This window comes from Variovorax sp. HJSM1_2 (assembly GCF_049316285.1).
In the GTDB taxonomy this organism is placed as follows: domain Bacteria; phylum Pseudomonadota; class Gammaproteobacteria; order Burkholderiales; family Burkholderiaceae_C; genus Rhodoferax_B.
This window is the reverse complement of sequence record NZ_JBMOXA010000007.1, coordinates 1-12,748: the sequence shown is the minus strand read 5'-3', so window position 1 is coordinate 12,748 and position 12,748 is coordinate 1. Positions and strand designations below refer to the sequence as shown.

Here is a 12,748-nt window from a genome sequence, read left to right as displayed (position 1 = left end):
GCCATGGAAGAAGACAACACAGCCGAGCAGTTGCCCACCAGGGAGGTCCTCACTGGCCACCAGTGGGGTGACGACCTGAGTTACATCGGGCCGTACAACTTTGAACGCAACCTTGATCAGATGAACATTCATCTGCCGCCGCGAACCATCCTCAAGGCGCCGCCTACAGACTTGCCGGAGGGCAAAGAAGCCGCCATCAATGCCACGTTCGATGGCTGGATCGTGCGCGATGTGGATCTGAGCTGGATGGTGGAGGCGTCGGCACCATGAACATCGAAGTCGTAGCTACGTGTCCGCTCGGTAGCAAGTGCGAGGAGATCAGGGACAACAAGATCCACCGCTGCGCCTGGAGCATCCAGCTTGCCGGACGCAACCCGAACACGGGCGAGCAAACCGACGAGCGTGGCTGTGCGATGGCCTGGTTGCCCGTTCTGTTGATCGAAAACTCGCAACAGCAACGCGCCACCGGTGCGGCGGTCGAGTCGTTCCGCAACGAAATGGTGAAAGCCAACCAGGTGATCCCCATGGCCTTGTCTGCCGTGTTGCGGCAACCCGGTGCCACAGATCTCGGTGCCCGCGACGTAGCCGCCATCACGCAGGACTGAGGGGAGCGCCATGAGTTCAACCACCACCCGCACCCGACCCGCCCCACTGGGCGACACCACCGCGCCCACAGAAGGAAAGCGCCTGATGCGATTCGACCCGACCATCAACACCGGCACCATCGTGCAGATCCTGGTTGTGGCTTCGTCTGCCTTGGCGCTCTACAACGGCATTCGCACGGAGCAGGTGCAGACCAAGGCCGATGTGGAGGCGGTGAAAGCTGCAGCCGCGACCGACCGCGAGCAAACAAAAGCCGCACTAGCCGAGCTGAAGGCCGACCTGAAGGAACTGCGCGGCGCTACGGGCGAGATCAAAGAGAGCTTGGCCATTCTGCGTGGCCGCACGGCTGATACAGGGGGCCGCAAATGAACACTTCAGCTTTTGGCGGCCAGGCCGTCATGCATTACTTCGAGCAGTGCCGGCTCGTCGCGTATCCAGATCCGGGCAGCCCATTGGCAAGGGCCTTGGCGGCTGCAGGCCTGAAATGGCTGGGTTCGGTGCCCACATCGATGCGTGGCCTCTCTGGAGCGCCGTGGACCATTGGCTGGGGTGATACAGGCCCCGACGTGGTGGAGGGTTTGGCGGTGACCCAGGAATGGGCAGATGCGCGGTTTGCGCACCGCTTGGCCAACGAGTTTGAGCCGGGTGTGCGCGTAGCGTTGGTGAGCGTGCCAACACAAAGCCAGTTTGATGCGATGGTGTGCCTGGCCTACAACATTGGCGTCGACGCGTTCAAAACGTCCACTGTGGTGCGGCGATTCAACCAGGGCGATTTGACCGGCGCGGCCGACGCCATTTTGATGTGGCACAAGTCAAAGGGCATTTCATTGTTGGGGCTGCGCCGGCGGCGGGCCGCTGAGCGTGCGTTGTTCTTGGGGGCGAGCGGCGAGCAGGCGATTGCCATCGGAAAGAGGGCCGTGTGATGGCACGCCTAGAACACCCCTCGCCAACGGCGCCGCACTACGCGTGGTTTCACTGCCCTGGTTGCGACACGAAGCATGCCGTGAGCACCAGTGGCCCCGGCTGCTGGACTTGGAACGGCTCGCTTGACCGGCCGACGCTCACGCCCTCGGTGTTGGTGCGCACCGGGCGTGCCGTAGATTCCGCCTGGGTTCGTGAAGAGGGCGACCCGCCCGACGTGTGCCATTCGTTTGTGACCGATGGCCGCATTCAGTTTTTGAGCGACTGCACCCATGCGCTGGCAGGCCAGACCGTAGACCTTCCTGAACTGGAGCCCCACCATGGCTGACTTCGATTGGAAAAAGTTTGTGGCCGGTGTGGCGCCCGTGCTCGGCACCGCGCTCGGTGGCCCCATGGCCGGTGCGGCCGTGAAGGTGCTGGCCAGCGCCGTGCTCGGGCGCGAAGATGGGACTGAACGTGACCTGGCTGCAGCCATTGCGGGCGGCCAGCTCACGGGCGAGCAGATCGTGGCGATCAAAACCGCAGAGCAGGCGTTTGAAGTGCGCATGCGCGAGCTCGACATTGACCTGGAGAAGGTCAACCAGGCGGCCGATGATGCGGTGCTGAAAGACGTGCAAGACGCCCGGGGCCGGCAGGTAGCCACCGGTGACAAGGTGCCGCAGTTCATCCTGCTGGGCTTGGGGGTCGCGTGGATTGTCACGTTTGCCGTGTTCTATTTCGCACCGCTACCGAGCGACGAGTTTTTGCGCGCGTTGATCGTTCGAGCGTACGCGACAGTTGAAACTGGGCTCACCGGCGCCATTGCGTACTTCATCGGCAGCAGCCGGGGCAGCAAGGCAAGTGGCGACGCGGTGCGGAAGATCGCGGAGCAGGCGGGGCGGTAGTGCATGGCGGTCGACCAGATCACCCACCGCAACGTGCACCGGCGCACCACGGTGCTGGTGTTTGAGCGCGGGCCAGACAAGCGGCCCACGTCGAGCCTGCAGGTCACGCAGATGGGTGACAACGCGTTGATCGATTCGCTGATGGGCCCGGGCTTCTACCGGCTGATGGAGAGGGTGGGCCTGCAGCCGTTCACTGAGCTGGGCATTCACTTTGTCTACGCTGCTGTGACCGACCTGCACCTGCAGGTGATGCGTGAGCGCATGCCCTTGCTGCGCGTGACGCGCTTGCGCGGCACGGTGGTCGACGGGATTGCCATGAACTGGGTGGAGATCTCGGCCTCCGGCAACAGCGGTTTGGCCATGAGCGACTCTACGTTTGCCGCGCTGTGATTCAATACTGGCACCATGATCGAAGCAGCTACCGTGATTGAAGCCCTACAGGCCTACCGCAAACGCTTGATTGCCCAAGACCAGCCCGCGAAAGCCGCTGCTGTGCAAACCTGCATTGCCATTGTGCGCAGAGTCGCGATGGTCAACCCGAAGTGAGTGGGCGTCTCACTTATCTTGCGGGGGCAGGTCGAGAATGCCTGCAAAGTCTTCCTTGGCTTTCCTGATCGTCTCAAGCTGCCCCTCTGGCGTTCTGCTGTAGATGAGCCTGTCATACATGGCTTGCACTTTCGATTCAACTTGGTCGTCGGGAACCTCGCGAAACTCGAGCCAGTGCGTGTTGTCCCCATACTTTTCGTTGTAGCTAATCATTGGCTCTTCATACCACTGGCAAAATTCGGCCTCGGCCGGCAGCCATTCTTCACCGTCGTAATGCTCCCCCGGCAGAAGCGTGGGTAAGCGGGCGATGCGCACCTGGTCCATAGCATTCTCCTTTGTGATTAACGGCCTAAAACGGCTTGTCGTCTTCGTCTTCGTATTCGGGCACCAGGCCTATCAGCGCCTTCAGATCTGGCTCGGTTTGAGCGCACACCCATGACTGTGGGTACTGCACCGTTCGGCTTTTGGCGCCGCCGTGGCCAATGTACTGCGTGCCGACCACGTGCATGCCCAGCCCGATCTTGGGAATGCTGGCGTGGACCAGTGGGTCGAGCAGGTCCATGCCCTTGTCGTCCACGATGCTGGCCCGCATGATCTTGCGGTCGCCGACCTCATACTCGCGGTAAATGAAGCGGCCACGCACGGGCCTGCCCCGCAGAATGGCGCTGCGTGGGCGGCGTGTGCCGCCTGAACGAAGTTGGTAGACATGTAGAATCACTGTTTAAGCATACAGTATTTTCTAAGCAAGGAAAACACCATGTGCAATGAGTACGACGCCCCCGGGCCTGAGCAGCTGGAGGCGTTTTTTGACGTACAAATACCCGACGACTTGCCCCCTTGGCGCACCAGCCAGGCGCCGCTGACGATGGGCCCGTACGTCAAGGCTGGGCAGCTGCTGCAGGTGGGGCAGTGGGGGATGATTCCGCCGGGGTCGACCACGCGCATACCGACCCTGCAGCCGCGCAAGACCGACCCGCCTGGCACCAAACCCAAGAAGCTCAGCACCAACAATGCACGCAACGAGCGCATGGCCACAGCGCACACGTATCGCGGCGCCTGGAAGGCGGGCCACCGGTGCCTGATACCGGCGTGGGCCTACTTTGAGCCGTATTACGGCATTGGCAAAAAGAACATCTACTGGCGGCTGGAGCGTGCCGACGGCGCGCCGTGGGCCTTGGCTGGCCTGTGGAGCGAGTGGACCGACCATGCCACCGGTGAGGTGGTGCCCAACTTCACGATGCTGACGCAAAATTGCGATGCCCACCCACTGCTGAAACTGCTGCACAAACCCGAGGTGGATAGGCAAGGCAACGTGTTGCCGCCTGAGGAGCAGGACAAGCGCTCGGTGGTGCCGCTGGAGCGGGCCGATTGGGATGCCTGGCTGCATGGCACGGCCGAGCAGGCGCAGCGCCTGATTCGGCTGCCGACGGTGGAGGTGTTCAAACATGGGCCGCGCGACACGCGCCGGCGCATTGTGTTGGACCTGGCCACGGGAGAGGGCAAAGACCTCGATGTGGCGGGTGAGTTGTTTTGATATCGCGGCCCTACGCGGGAAGGATTGAATGATGAAAACTTCAGAGTTGGATGGTGAGCTGTTGGACCGATGGGTTGCGCGTGCACAAGGCTGGTCGCTGCACAGCGTGGACGGAGTGCATTGGCACTGGGTGACGCTGGTGGACGGGGACCCCAAGGGCACGCCGCACAGCAGCCTGGAGGCCTACCACCCCCTGCGCAACTGGGCCCAAGGTGGGCCGGTGTTGGACCATGGCAGCATTTTTGTGTTTGGCGGCAACGAAGACCGTAACCCCCGGGCCGGCTACACGCTGCGCACCGATACAGACGGCCGCTACTCGATCGAAGGGGAGATGGAGCACTTCACCTACCTTGGCGCAGGCCTGAAGGCGTTTGTGCACCAAAGGTTTGGGCCCACTGTGGATGACAACCCGGACTGGAGCAGCGCGCCCGATTTCACCTACCAGCCGTTTTTCTTTGGCTGACCCAACTCGTTTTAACGGTTTCACGGGCTTAACCCGAGAGGAAGGATTCCCATGCAGCAAAAAGAAGGGTTTCGGATCGCCGGCGTGCAGGGTGCAGGGATGTTGCCCGACGCAAGCATGGCCTACGTCGAGGTGCTGAGCGAACATGGTCCGTTCGTGGTTGCCTTCTCACCTGAACACGGTGATCAATTTGCCGCCGCCGCAAACATTGCCAACGACCGGCTCAAGGTGGAGCGGGCCAATATGAACTTGCCGGAAGTCAGCCCGCTGCAAAAGCCGATTAAGCAAATCGACTGGAGCGTGGACGAAGCCAGCGCTCAGGCCATTCTGCGGACCGACTATCACGACGGGACGTCGAGTTTCACGACATTTCCCCGTGACCAAATCACAGCGTCTATCCAGTTTCTGCTTGACGCCCAAGAGCATTTATCTCAATGATGGACTGGGTGGACAGCTATCGACCAAGATCTGTCACCTGCTGGCTGGCCTCGTCGCCGGTTGCGGGGTTGGGTAGCCGCCTGGTCTCTGACGGCCCACGTTTCGATACAAATGAGAACGTGACTTCTTGGCACAAGGGACCATACTGAACAGAAGCGCAGGGTTTGTGAGTTGTCTGTTGGTGCCGCATGCGAGCATAGGCACAACATGAATGACAATCAGCCGCCCCCACAAAGGGGGCTAACTTCAATCGCCCCTACATTAGTTTGCGTTGTAGCAGCGCCTGCCTCTCTCTTCTTTCTTCCTCTCGTGTACGGCATTCCCATTGCTCTGCTTGCTATCTGCATAGTTGCTGTTAACGAGTACAAAGAACTACGGGATTTTGAGGGAAGACTTCGCTCCATTAACGTCATTGAAAACTCCTTGTCAGACCAATCTCAGGAGCCTGTGACGAGCAAATAGGTACTAGTTTTGGCGAAAAAAAAGCCAGGCTAGCCGGGCCTGTATATAGTCCGATTTGAGAGCTTTGGGACCCAAGCGGAATTTGCTCAATTGAATCGATATTGTCGATTACGTGCGGGAAGCGACGACGGCATGGGCTAGCCTAACCGCCGCAATCCGCAGTCGCCTAGTCAACACCCAATCGCCAATCTGCAGGCCCGCAATGCGGCGGCCATCCTTCTCGCGTTGTTGCGACGAGAAAGCGGGCAGCTGCTGCAGCCGTGCGATTATTGATGGCGACGACATTGTCATCGGATACAGCGTAGTGACCGGTTCTTTTTGGTCCAAGGCGCAAACATGCAATAGGGCTTAGCGGCATCGAAACTTCAAAAGTTGGTGACGCAATGTCAGGAAACGCTCTGAGGGGTGGCCGAGCACGCGCATTGGCATCGTAGAAAACGCAAGGGTTGTCGGACGTTATGAATCGGGCCGACCCCTGAGCAAAAAGCACGGCTGCCTCCATGCGGTCGAAGCGCTCAACAAGCTTTTTTATTGCGGGGACTAGCGTGGTTTGAATAGGCTCGTCTCGCAGTTTGCGTGCCTGGTCCAAGGTCAAACCGTTGCTCTTCCCACTAGCGGGCTGCATCTTTGCAAACTGCGAACGTGCGTCAGGAGACATCTCAGACAGCTTGCTCATCATCTCTTCGCCGATCTTCACGACTTGCCCCCACTGTGCCCTGTGACGATCTCGATTGATCTGCGTGCGTACCCGCGCTGCGGCGGTGAATGCTAGAAGATCAACCCACTCGGGCGTGTCCAGCATTTCATGCGCCAACAGCTTCTGCCGCACTGTGTAGAAGGCATCCTCGCGTTCTTGAAGAAATCTTTCAAAGCGATAGTCGTGCGTTCCATCGGGCGCGCGCGTGGTGTAAATGTGCGCCTCGCGAAGGATTTTGCGAGGCGACTTGAGATCGACGCGCGTCAGTTCGCGGTCGAACCGCCAGACCCAGCCAGGTTGGGCACCAACTCCGCAGGCCCAAGAGCTTAGATAGCCACGTGGCACAAAGTGTTGTCGAACCGGGTCGGTGCTGCTCATGTTTGCGTAACGCACTGTCTGCTTCTGGCCGGAAGACCACAGCGAGCCGCCCACCTAGCCCTCAAATAGAGAAAGCAGGGCGAGCTGCTTTTTTGGCGGCAGCGAGTGGAATACATCGAGCATGGCCTGGTCGGTTTCAGAGACGAAACCGCCCAGGCTTTTTTCTTGGGCGCGCAACTGCTGCGATGGCATTGGCGGTGCCGCGTGCTTCTTTTCTTTCAAGCTCTCTTCAAGGCGCACCGCGATCTCTTTGCTGAGACTGCGGCCATTTGCCTTGGCCAACCTCATCAATTCTTCACGCATGTCGGGGTGCAAGCGCAGCACTGTTGGCTGCACTTCCCGTGCCTTGAACGTTTCTTTTTCCATCGCGCAATTTTCCCACTGATTAAAAAGTTCTTGACACTAAAAATGTATTCACATAGATTCACAGTGTTGCCAATGTGAATACATGAGGAGTGCCATGAAAGGTTTGAAAAAGAAGGTGCCGCTACCGGCCACACCGGTGGTGATTCGTCTCCCAAAAGATGTGATTTCCGCTCTGGACAAAGCGGCCCAGAACAACTGCCGAAGCCGCAGCAGTGAGATGCGAAGCCGCCTGGAGCGGTCCCTGGGAAACAAGGTGTAAATGTGAATACATCTTTACCCAATGTGATGTTGCGAGAAACGCGGATGGTAGGGGCTTTGGGCGCTGCCGTCACGGTGCGTGACGACGCAGGCGGGACTCACGCATGACGCCCAAAAACGCCACGCAGTCACCCACCCAGGTGAACGTGCACGAAGCCTTTCGCCGCTTGGTGTACCGCTACGGTGTGCCCGACATGGCGGCCGAGATTGGCATGGTGCCGGGCGTGCTCTACAACAAGGCCGACGCCAACGACGAGAGCCGCCACCAGCCCACGCTCCGCGATGTGGTTTGGGTGACGCGCATCAGCGGCGACCTGCAGGTGCTGCACGCGCTGTGCCATCTGTTCCACCTGGGCACGTTTGACATTACGCCGGGCCCGGCGCCGACCGACGCCGAAATCAGCAAGCTGCTGTGCCACATCGGCAGTGAAGAGGGCCAGATGTGCCAGGCCTTGGCGCGCGGCTTTGACGACGACCGGTTCTGTGTTGACGACTTCAAAGCCGTACAGGCAGAGGGCCACCAACTGATTCGCGCGGTGCTGCAGCTGCTGCAGCGCCTGGAGGGCCTGGTGCATGTCTAAGCCCTCACACCTTCAAGACGTGCAGCACCGCGTGCCTGAGGGCTATGTGGTGAACCCGGCGCGCGCCATTGCCGCGCTGTTTGGGCAAGAGATCAAGGCTGCTTTGACCGCGAGGTACCGCCATGCCGAACACGCACAAACCGAACTTGCCCAGCCCGCAGCAGCTGCCGCTGGCGCTACCGCCAGCCGACGAGGTGCTGGTGGAGCAGTGGGCGCGCCGCGTGTTCGACGCCTGCGCCTGGTTACCCCAGCGGTGGCCGACTTTCGAGGCGGCCTGGGAGAACCCGGTGATGCGTAAGGCGCTGACGTGCAGCGCGTACGGCCTGCTGCGCAACCGCGCACGCCGTGAAAAGAACAACCGGAGCCGGTGACGTGAGACAGACCGCGCGCTGGCTGGGTGGGGTGGTGCTGGCTTTGGCCCTGGGGGGCCTGGGCCCGGCACTGGATGGGGTAATGGGTAACGACAACCAAGGAGTGTGTGATGCAGAAGCGACATTTGACGGACGACGAGCAGCGCCGACTGCTGCAGGCGGCCAAGCAGGCGGCGGGGCCGCTGGCCGAGCGCGACCATGCCTGGATGCGCCTGTTGATCGAGACGGGCATGCGGGTGAACGAGTTGGCCACGACGATGGCGGCGCAGGCCAGCCAGGCTTTGGCCCATGGCTGGCTGACCATGCGCGCTGAGCAGCGCAAGGGCCACGGCTACAAGGTGGAGCCCGGGCAACCGGCCAAAGTGGCGAAGCGCAAGCCGCACAGCTACATGGTGACGGAGCCGGTGCGCCAGTGCCTGGAGACGCTGCTGCGGCTGAACGCTGAGTTGTGCCCCCTGGGTTTGCGTGCCGAGGGCGCGGCGCCGCTGCTGTGGGGCCGTTGCGGCGTGGTGCGCGGCAAGTTGCTGGCCGACCACATGAGTGTGCGCACCTTGCAAGCCCGCATGGCCAAGTGGGCCGCTGCCGCCGGGTTGCCACCTGGTGTGAGCCCGCACTGGCTGCGCCACACCCGGGGTGTGAACATCATCAAACGCAGCCGCGGCAAGAACGCTTTGAAGGTGGCGCAGATTGCGCTGGGCCACGAGAGCATTGCCAGCACCGGCATTTACACGCAGATGCTGCGCGAAGACTTTGAGCGCGAGATGCACGCGGTGGCGGGTGGGCGCATGCCCAAGGCCAAGGCGCAGAAGCTGGCGGAGGTGCGGGCATGAACATGCAGACCACCCAGGCCGAGCGTATGGCGCAGCACCGTGCAACGACCATTGCCCGTTACACGCCGGAGCAGCAAACGGCCATCTTGCGGCTGTACAACGTGGTGCAACAGCACCCAGGCACCAGCGGATCCAGATATGCCGCCAAGTTTTTGCTGGGCCTGTACAACGGCCGGCGCTTTCCGTTTGACCTGACCGATCTGCGCGCTGTTGACACGGCCATCTTTGAGGCGGCCATGGTGGTGCTGCGCATGGATGCACGCCACACCTGGTGCGAAGTGCATGTGCTGCTGGATGCGCTGCTGGGCGAGGGGGCAAACACCGGCGCCGAGCTGGAGCACTGGGCCTATGACATGCGCCTCAAGGGCGCCTGCAAGAAGGCCGAACTGCCCGAAGTGGTGGGTGCCTGAGCATGCTGTTCAAGGTAACCCACTTTGACGGCCGAGGCCGCCGCCGCTGCGGCCGCGTGAGCGCCGCGAGCTTTATGGATGCCATGTGCCAGGCCGAGCAGGAATGGGGCGCGGCGCGGGTAATGCACTGCATGCGCTTGTCGACCAAGCCTACGTTGCACCTGGTGCCCAGCCTGGTGCAACAGCGCCGCCGCAAACCACTGGAGGCCACGCCATGCGCCTTGTGATCTGGTGGGTGGTGCTGGGCCTGCTGGAGCTGGCCGAGGCGGTGGTGTACCGGCTGCGCCACTTCACGTTGCATGTGCACCAGGTGGTGGCGGCCTGGCGCCGCGAGGCAGATCTGCGCTGCTACCTGGCCGAGACCGAGATTGACCTGGCCGCGCAACGCCGCGCCCAGCAGCGGGGAGGGCGCTGAGATGGCGTTGACCCCGCTGATGGATGAACTTGTGACGCGGCTGATGGAGGCCGGCACCTGGGTGCCGCGTGCCCAGCTCGAGGCGGGCCTGAGCAGCACTTGCACACCCGCCATAGACGACGCGCTGGCCGACCTGGTGGTGGAGGGCTACGCCACGTTTGCCGAGCACGCGGGTTACCGCCTGGCAGGCACGCCCCTGGCCCGCCGTGCCGCCTGGAAGCTGCGCGCCGAGGGCCTGACCCGGGCGGTGGAGGCCGAGCCGCACAAAGGCCACTACCGCATAGGCGTGGCCGAGGTGGCCAGCCCCGAGGGGCAGGGCAAGGGCCTGCACCTGGTGATGTACGAGCTGAGCATGCCGCTGCCAGCCGAAGGCCCCGACCAACTGACCCAACACCTGGCGCAAGTGCAGGCGATCGACAACTTTGCATCGAGAGGAATTTGACTGTGACGACTGCTACCCCCGTGCTGAAGCACATACGCGTGAAGTTGCGCCGCAAGGGCCGCAACACCACCGGCCACATCGACGTGCAGGTGGAGCGCGAGTGCGACGCCGGCCGCGCGGCCATTGCCCAGTGCATTGACGTGAGCTACCCCAATACCCGCGCCGCCGATTGGTTGGTGCTGTCTACCGAGGAAAGGAAACCAAGCGCATGAAGATCTACCTGGCCGGGCCCATGAGCCATTTGCCCGATTACAACTACCCGGCGTTTCACGCCGCCGCCGCGCAACTGCGCGCCCATGGCCACACGGTGGAGAACCCGGCCGAAAACCCAGAGCCCGAGTGCAAGACGTACGAGGGTTACCTGCGCATGTCGCTGGCCCAGGTGCTGCGCTGCGACACGGTGGCCGTGCTGCCCGGCTGGGAGTTGAGCAAGGGCAGCAAGGAAGAGCTGCATGTGGCGCACCTGCTGAAGATGCGAGTGGTGCGCGTGCAGTGCCTGCTGAACGTGTGGGAGGACCCGCTGTTGAAGCCCGCCGCGGCGCACCACGGCCAGGCCTTCCGCACAGGCGTGCCGGTGTTTACCCGCTCAACAGACGGCGGCGAGGTGGGCCAATGAGCGAATACCTGCAAACCAGCCGCCAGCTGCAGTCGCGCATTCCGTTTGCCAAGGCGGTGGGCATTGCCCATAGCACCGGGCCTTACCACTGCCCTGAGCTGACGAAACCCTGCGCCCGCGCCGGCGGCGATGCCGCGCAACAGCTGCCCAGCCGTGCCGGCAACCGCCTGGTGTACCGCGATGGCCGTGTGGAACGCTTGAAGGATGACGCGCTATGACCCCCACCCGTTACCCGCTGACCTGGCCGGAGGGCTGGAAGCGCACGGCGGCCAGTGCGCGCAAGCCTGGCTTGTTCCGCAAGTCGGGAAATGACCTGTCCGTGTTCCAAGGCGTGGAGCGCGTGCTGGAAGAGTTGGCCAAGCTGTCGATTCACACCGACGACGTGATCATCAGCACCAACCTGCAGACCCGGCTGGACGGTTACCCGCGCAGCAACCAGGCCAAGCCGAGCGACACCGGTGTGGCGGTGTACTGGCAGCAGAACCCCAAGGCGCCCATGCGCTGCATGGCGGTCGACCAGTACGACGACGTGGCGCAGAACCTGGCCGCGATCGCCGCCACCCTGGAGGCGATGCGGGCCATCAAGCGGCACGGCGGCGCGGCCATTCTGGACCGTGCTTTCACCGGCTTCACAGCCTTGCCCGCGCCGGCCAGCCAGCGCGGTTGGCGCGAAGTACTTGAGTACGGCAACGGCCCGGCCGTGGCCAGCCAGATCCAGCAGCACTACCGCATTTTGCTGAAGAGCACTCACCCCGACCACGGCGGCACCCATGCCGCCATGGCTGAACTCAACGTTGCGCGCGATGCCGCGCTGAAGGAATGTGAATGACCAGTGTGCAAACCGTGACGCACTTTCACATGTGCGGCGGCCTGGGTAGTGGGGCGGCGGGCTTCAAAGATGCGGACCCTTCCATTCCCGGTATGCCGGGCAGGATGGTGTGTGTGGGCGGCATCGACGTGGACGCCCGTGCCTGCCGCGATTTCAAGGTGCTGACGGGTGTGGAGCAGGCTTGTGTGGACCTGTTCACGCTGGGCCAGTACCTTGCCTTTCATGGCCACATGCCGCCCGCTGGTTGGCGCGAGGCCACGGCCGAAACGGTGCGACGTGCGGCGCATGGCCATTTCCCGGACATCGTGTTTACCTCGATGCCGTGCAAGGGTTTCAGCGGGCTGCTGAGTGCATCGCTGAGCGTGACGGCCAAGTACCAGGCCCTGAACGAGCTCACCCTGCGCGGGGTGTGGCTAATGTTGGAGGCGTTTGCGGATGACTTACCCGGCCTGTTCATCTTTGAGAACGTGCCGCGCATTGCCAGCCGTGGCCGCCACCTGCTGGACCAGATCATCGGCTTGCTGCGCCACTACGGCTATGCGGTGAGTGAGACGACTCACGACTGCGGCGAGCTGGGCGATGGCCTGGCGCAAAGCCGTAAGCGCTTTCTGCTGGTGGCCCGCCGCATGGACAAGGTGCCGGCCTTTTTGTACGAGCCGCCCAAGCGCCGCCTGCATGCCGTGGGCGACGTGCTGCGCCATATG

Annotated in this window: 28 protein-coding genes; 24 read left to right on the top strand and 4 right to left on the bottom strand. The window is 62.3% G+C overall.

Annotation, left to right across the window (positions count from 1 at the left end; translation table 11 throughout):
• Nucleotides 1–3 precede the first annotated feature (3 nt).
• The 8 genes from ACFQ95_RS09460 to ACFQ95_RS09425 are packed head-to-tail and all read left to right on the top strand — an operon-like array spanning nucleotide 4 to nucleotide 2,954.
• Nucleotides 4–270 carry a hypothetical protein gene (locus ACFQ95_RS09460; RefSeq protein ID WP_422830608.1) on the top strand — a complete coding sequence of 89 codons (267 nt, stop codon included), beginning with the start codon at nucleotides 4–6 and terminating at the stop codon, nucleotides 268–270.
• Complete coding sequence (locus ACFQ95_RS09455; protein WP_422830607.1) at nucleotides 267–605, top strand: hypothetical protein; 339 nt, start codon at nucleotides 267–269, stop codon at nucleotides 603–605. Before ACFQ95_RS09460 ends, ACFQ95_RS09455 begins: the two co-directional genes overlap by 4 nt.
• A 10-nt stretch (nucleotides 606–615) precedes the next feature.
• Nucleotides 616–972, top strand: a complete 357-nt coding sequence (locus ACFQ95_RS09450) for a hypothetical protein (protein WP_422830606.1) — start codon at nucleotides 616–618, stop codon at nucleotides 970–972.
• Nucleotides 969–1,526 (top strand): lysozyme, encoded by a 558-nt coding sequence (locus ACFQ95_RS09445; protein ID WP_422830605.1) that lies wholly within the window; start codon nucleotides 969–971, stop codon nucleotides 1,524–1,526. The genes ACFQ95_RS09450 and ACFQ95_RS09445 overlap by 4 nt, the downstream gene beginning before the upstream one ends.
• Nucleotides 1,526–1,852, top strand: a complete 327-nt coding sequence (locus tag ACFQ95_RS09440) for a DUF6527 family protein (RefSeq protein WP_422830604.1) — start codon at nucleotides 1,526–1,528, stop codon at nucleotides 1,850–1,852. The genes ACFQ95_RS09445 and ACFQ95_RS09440 overlap by 1 nt, the downstream gene beginning before the upstream one ends.
• Entirely contained in the window at nucleotides 1,845–2,408 is a 564-nt protein-coding gene (locus tag ACFQ95_RS09435; RefSeq protein WP_422830603.1) for a hypothetical protein, read from the top strand. The genes ACFQ95_RS09440 and ACFQ95_RS09435 overlap by 8 nt, the downstream gene beginning before the upstream one ends.
• A 3-nt stretch (nucleotides 2,409–2,411) precedes the next feature.
• Nucleotides 2,412–2,798 carry a hypothetical protein gene (locus ACFQ95_RS09430; RefSeq protein WP_422830602.1) on the top strand — a complete coding sequence of 129 codons (387 nt, stop codon included), beginning with the start codon at nucleotides 2,412–2,414 and terminating at the stop codon, nucleotides 2,796–2,798.
• A gap of 15 nt (nucleotides 2,799–2,813) precedes the next feature.
• Nucleotides 2,814–2,954 (top strand): hypothetical protein, encoded by a 141-nt coding sequence (locus ACFQ95_RS09425; RefSeq protein ID WP_422830601.1) that lies wholly within the window; start codon nucleotides 2,814–2,816, stop codon nucleotides 2,952–2,954.
• A 9-nt stretch (nucleotides 2,955–2,963) separates the two neighbouring features.
• Here ACFQ95_RS09425 and ACFQ95_RS09420 read toward each other — a convergent pair whose 3' ends face one another.
• Both ACFQ95_RS09420 and ACFQ95_RS09415 read right to left on the bottom strand, forming a co-directional pair.
• Nucleotides 2,964–3,278 (bottom strand): hypothetical protein, encoded by a 315-nt coding sequence (locus tag ACFQ95_RS09420; protein ID WP_422830600.1) that lies wholly within the window; start codon nucleotides 3,276–3,278, stop codon nucleotides 2,964–2,966.
• 25 nt (nucleotides 3,279–3,303) lie between these two features.
• Complete coding sequence (locus ACFQ95_RS09415; protein ID WP_422830599.1) at nucleotides 3,304–3,672, bottom strand: hypothetical protein; 369 nt, start codon at nucleotides 3,670–3,672, stop codon at nucleotides 3,304–3,306.
• A 39-nt stretch (nucleotides 3,673–3,711) separates the two neighbouring features.
• Here ACFQ95_RS09415 and ACFQ95_RS09410 point away from each other — a divergent pair, with 39 nt between their 5' ends.
• The 3 genes from ACFQ95_RS09410 to ACFQ95_RS09400 are packed head-to-tail and all read left to right on the top strand — an operon-like array spanning nucleotide 3,712 to nucleotide 5,389.
• Nucleotides 3,712–4,488, top strand: coding sequence for an SOS response-associated peptidase (locus tag ACFQ95_RS09410; protein WP_422830598.1), 777 nt, complete (start codon nucleotides 3,712–3,714; stop codon nucleotides 4,486–4,488).
• A gap of 31 nt (nucleotides 4,489–4,519) precedes the next feature.
• Nucleotides 4,520–4,951 (top strand): phage protein NinX family protein, encoded by a 432-nt coding sequence (locus tag ACFQ95_RS09405; RefSeq protein ID WP_422830597.1) that lies wholly within the window; start codon nucleotides 4,520–4,522, stop codon nucleotides 4,949–4,951.
• A gap of 51 nt (nucleotides 4,952–5,002) precedes the next feature.
• Nucleotides 5,003–5,389 (top strand): hypothetical protein, encoded by a 387-nt coding sequence (locus ACFQ95_RS09400; RefSeq protein ID WP_422830596.1) that lies wholly within the window; start codon nucleotides 5,003–5,005, stop codon nucleotides 5,387–5,389.
• A gap of 628 nt (nucleotides 5,390–6,017) precedes the next feature.
• Here ACFQ95_RS09400 and ACFQ95_RS09395 read toward each other — a convergent pair.
• Nucleotides 6,018–6,926, bottom strand: a complete 909-nt coding sequence (locus ACFQ95_RS09395; protein ID WP_422830595.1) for a DUF4238 domain-containing protein — start codon at nucleotides 6,924–6,926, stop codon at nucleotides 6,018–6,020.
• Between the two features lie 54 nt (nucleotides 6,927–6,980).
• Nucleotides 6,981–7,292 carry an Arc family DNA-binding protein gene (locus tag ACFQ95_RS09390; protein WP_422830594.1) on the bottom strand — a complete coding sequence of 104 codons (312 nt, stop codon included), beginning with the start codon at nucleotides 7,290–7,292 and terminating at the stop codon, nucleotides 6,981–6,983.
• A gap of 94 nt (nucleotides 7,293–7,386) precedes the next feature.
• Between ACFQ95_RS09390 and ACFQ95_RS09385 the strand changes: the two genes are divergently transcribed.
• From ACFQ95_RS09385 to ACFQ95_RS09325, 13 genes are all read left to right on the top strand, one after another.
• On the top strand, nucleotides 7,387–7,551 hold the full coding sequence (locus ACFQ95_RS09385) for an Arc family DNA-binding protein (protein ID WP_422830593.1): 165 nt from the start codon (nucleotides 7,387–7,389) through the stop codon (nucleotides 7,549–7,551).
• A gap of 103 nt (nucleotides 7,552–7,654) precedes the next feature.
• Nucleotides 7,655–8,131, top strand: a complete 477-nt coding sequence (locus tag ACFQ95_RS09380; RefSeq protein WP_422830592.1) for a phage regulatory CII family protein — start codon at nucleotides 7,655–7,657, stop codon at nucleotides 8,129–8,131.
• Complete coding sequence (locus tag ACFQ95_RS09375) at nucleotides 8,124–8,429, top strand: hypothetical protein (protein WP_422830591.1); 306 nt, start codon at nucleotides 8,124–8,126, stop codon at nucleotides 8,427–8,429. Before ACFQ95_RS09380 ends, ACFQ95_RS09375 begins: the two co-directional genes overlap by 8 nt.
• A 183-nt stretch (nucleotides 8,430–8,612) precedes the next feature.
• On the top strand, nucleotides 8,613–9,332 hold the full coding sequence (locus tag ACFQ95_RS09370; protein ID WP_422830590.1) for a tyrosine-type recombinase/integrase: 720 nt from the start codon (nucleotides 8,613–8,615) through the stop codon (nucleotides 9,330–9,332).
• Nucleotides 9,329–9,742, top strand: a complete 414-nt coding sequence (locus ACFQ95_RS09365; protein WP_422830589.1) for a DUF7673 family protein — start codon at nucleotides 9,329–9,331, stop codon at nucleotides 9,740–9,742. Before ACFQ95_RS09370 ends, ACFQ95_RS09365 begins: the two co-directional genes overlap by 4 nt.
• 2 nt (nucleotides 9,743–9,744) lie before the next feature.
• Entirely contained in the window at nucleotides 9,745–9,969 is a 225-nt protein-coding gene (locus tag ACFQ95_RS09360; RefSeq protein ID WP_422830588.1) for a hypothetical protein, read from the top strand.
• Nucleotides 9,957–10,157: a hypothetical protein gene (locus ACFQ95_RS09355; protein ID WP_422830587.1), complete on the top strand. Its 201-nt coding sequence runs from the start codon at nucleotides 9,957–9,959 to the stop codon at nucleotides 10,155–10,157. Before ACFQ95_RS09360 ends, ACFQ95_RS09355 begins: the two co-directional genes overlap by 13 nt.
• A 1-nt stretch (nucleotide 10,158) precedes the next feature.
• Complete coding sequence (locus ACFQ95_RS09350; protein WP_422830586.1) at nucleotides 10,159–10,599, top strand: hypothetical protein; 441 nt, start codon at nucleotides 10,159–10,161, stop codon at nucleotides 10,597–10,599.
• Nucleotides 10,600–10,601: 2 nt separating this feature from the next.
• On the top strand, nucleotides 10,602–10,811 hold the full coding sequence (locus tag ACFQ95_RS09345) for a hypothetical protein (RefSeq protein WP_422830585.1): 210 nt from the start codon (nucleotides 10,602–10,604) through the stop codon (nucleotides 10,809–10,811).
• Nucleotides 10,808–11,215 (top strand): DUF4406 domain-containing protein, encoded by a 408-nt coding sequence (locus ACFQ95_RS09340; protein WP_422830584.1) that lies wholly within the window; start codon nucleotides 10,808–10,810, stop codon nucleotides 11,213–11,215. The genes ACFQ95_RS09345 and ACFQ95_RS09340 overlap by 4 nt, the downstream gene beginning before the upstream one ends.
• Nucleotides 11,212–11,433: a hypothetical protein gene (locus tag ACFQ95_RS09335; RefSeq protein WP_422830583.1), complete on the top strand. Its 222-nt coding sequence runs from the start codon at nucleotides 11,212–11,214 to the stop codon at nucleotides 11,431–11,433. Before ACFQ95_RS09340 ends, ACFQ95_RS09335 begins: the two co-directional genes overlap by 4 nt.
• On the top strand, nucleotides 11,430–12,044 hold the full coding sequence (locus ACFQ95_RS09330; protein WP_422830582.1) for a hypothetical protein: 615 nt from the start codon (nucleotides 11,430–11,432) through the stop codon (nucleotides 12,042–12,044). Before ACFQ95_RS09335 ends, ACFQ95_RS09330 begins: the two co-directional genes overlap by 4 nt.
• Nucleotides 12,041–12,748 (top strand): DNA cytosine methyltransferase (locus ACFQ95_RS09325; protein ID WP_422830581.1); only part of this gene is annotated, 708 nt, incomplete at its 3' end. The genes ACFQ95_RS09330 and ACFQ95_RS09325, both read left to right, overlap by 4 nt.

Excerpts from the sequence above, each read along its gene's own strand:
- ACFQ95_RS09395 (WP_422830595.1), bottom strand. The coding sequence starts at position 6,926 with ATGAGCAGCACCGACCCGGTTCGACAACACTTTGTGCCACGTGGCTAT.
- ACFQ95_RS09390 (WP_422830594.1), bottom strand. The coding sequence starts at position 7,292 with ATGGAAAAAGAAACGTTCAAGGCACGGGAAGTGCAGCCAACAGTGCTG.
- ACFQ95_RS09425 (WP_422830601.1), top strand. The coding sequence starts at position 2,814 with ATGATCGAAGCAGCTACCGTGATTGAAGCCCTACAGGCCTACCGCAAA.
- ACFQ95_RS09340 (WP_422830584.1), top strand. The coding sequence starts at position 10,808 with ATGAAGATCTACCTGGCCGGGCCCATGAGCCATTTGCCCGATTACAAC.
- ACFQ95_RS09410 (WP_422830598.1), top strand. The coding sequence starts at position 3,712 with ATGTGCAATGAGTACGACGCCCCCGGGCCTGAGCAGCTGGAGGCGTTT.
- ACFQ95_RS09350 (WP_422830586.1), top strand. The coding sequence starts at position 10,159 with ATGGCGTTGACCCCGCTGATGGATGAACTTGTGACGCGGCTGATGGAG.
- ACFQ95_RS09420 (WP_422830600.1), bottom strand. The coding sequence starts at position 3,278 with ATGGACCAGGTGCGCATCGCCCGCTTACCCACGCTTCTGCCGGGGGAG.
- ACFQ95_RS09330 (WP_422830582.1), top strand. The coding sequence starts at position 11,430 with ATGACCCCCACCCGTTACCCGCTGACCTGGCCGGAGGGCTGGAAGCGC.
- ACFQ95_RS09430 (WP_422830602.1), top strand. The coding sequence starts at position 2,412 with ATGGCGGTCGACCAGATCACCCACCGCAACGTGCACCGGCGCACCACG.
- ACFQ95_RS09335 (WP_422830583.1), top strand. The coding sequence starts at position 11,212 with ATGAGCGAATACCTGCAAACCAGCCGCCAGCTGCAGTCGCGCATTCCG.
- ACFQ95_RS09370 (WP_422830590.1), top strand. The coding sequence starts at position 8,613 with ATGCAGAAGCGACATTTGACGGACGACGAGCAGCGCCGACTGCTGCAG.
- ACFQ95_RS09375 (WP_422830591.1), top strand. The coding sequence starts at position 8,124 with ATGTCTAAGCCCTCACACCTTCAAGACGTGCAGCACCGCGTGCCTGAG.
- ACFQ95_RS09380 (WP_422830592.1), top strand. The coding sequence starts at position 7,655 with ATGACGCCCAAAAACGCCACGCAGTCACCCACCCAGGTGAACGTGCAC.
- ACFQ95_RS09355 (WP_422830587.1), top strand. The coding sequence starts at position 9,957 with ATGCGCCTTGTGATCTGGTGGGTGGTGCTGGGCCTGCTGGAGCTGGCC.
- ACFQ95_RS09450 (WP_422830606.1), top strand. The coding sequence starts at position 616 with ATGAGTTCAACCACCACCCGCACCCGACCCGCCCCACTGGGCGACACC.
- ACFQ95_RS09440 (WP_422830604.1), top strand. The coding sequence starts at position 1,526 with ATGGCACGCCTAGAACACCCCTCGCCAACGGCGCCGCACTACGCGTGG.
- ACFQ95_RS09385 (WP_422830593.1), top strand. The coding sequence starts at position 7,387 with ATGAAAGGTTTGAAAAAGAAGGTGCCGCTACCGGCCACACCGGTGGTG.
- ACFQ95_RS09435 (WP_422830603.1), top strand. The coding sequence starts at position 1,845 with ATGGCTGACTTCGATTGGAAAAAGTTTGTGGCCGGTGTGGCGCCCGTG.
- ACFQ95_RS09365 (WP_422830589.1), top strand. The coding sequence starts at position 9,329 with ATGAACATGCAGACCACCCAGGCCGAGCGTATGGCGCAGCACCGTGCA.
- ACFQ95_RS09460 (WP_422830608.1), top strand. The coding sequence starts at position 4 with ATGGAAGAAGACAACACAGCCGAGCAGTTGCCCACCAGGGAGGTCCTC.
- ACFQ95_RS09405 (WP_422830597.1), top strand. The coding sequence starts at position 4,520 with ATGAAAACTTCAGAGTTGGATGGTGAGCTGTTGGACCGATGGGTTGCG.
- ACFQ95_RS09455 (WP_422830607.1), top strand. The coding sequence starts at position 267 with ATGAACATCGAAGTCGTAGCTACGTGTCCGCTCGGTAGCAAGTGCGAG.
- ACFQ95_RS09445 (WP_422830605.1), top strand. The coding sequence starts at position 969 with ATGAACACTTCAGCTTTTGGCGGCCAGGCCGTCATGCATTACTTCGAG.
- ACFQ95_RS09360 (WP_422830588.1), top strand. The coding sequence starts at position 9,745 with ATGCTGTTCAAGGTAACCCACTTTGACGGCCGAGGCCGCCGCCGCTGC.
- ACFQ95_RS09400 (WP_422830596.1), top strand. The coding sequence starts at position 5,003 with ATGCAGCAAAAAGAAGGGTTTCGGATCGCCGGCGTGCAGGGTGCAGGG.